We start from the raw sequence: 407 nt of genomic DNA on the forward strand, positions 1-407 counted from the left end.
CGGTTTGCTCAACGAGCTGACCAAGGCCGTGCTCGAGCGTGCCCTGAATTCGGAGTTGACCCATCACCTGGGTTACGAGGCCGGCGATCCGGCCGGGCGCGGATCGGGCAATTCCCGCAACGGCACCACACCGAAAACGGTAGCCACCGTCAACGGCCCGGTGCGTATCGAGGCGCCGCGCGATCGCAACGGCTCGTTCGAGCCGGCGATCGTGCCGAAGAAAACCCGGCGACTCAACAACATTAATTCGGTGGTGCTGTCGCTGTATTCACGCGGCATGACCACCCGCGATATCGAAGCCCATCTGGCCGAGGTGTACGGGGCATCGGTGTCGCGGGAGCTGATCTCGAATATCACCGAGGTGGTTGTCGATGAGATCAAGGCCTGGCAGTCTCGGCCCCTGGATG

1 protein-coding gene is annotated in these 407 nt (G+C 62.9%); it reads left to right on the forward strand.

Annotation, left to right across the window (positions count from 1 at the left end; translation table 11 throughout):
* Positions 1-407: transposase (locus tag BST10_RS22295; RefSeq protein WP_207567925.1), on the forward strand; the 407-nt coding region annotated here is incomplete at both ends.

The sequence above is a fragment of the Mycolicibacter algericus DSM 45454 genome (assembly GCF_002086455.1).
Taxonomy (GTDB): Bacteria; Actinomycetota; Actinomycetes; order Mycobacteriales; family Mycobacteriaceae; genus Mycobacterium; species Mycobacterium algericum.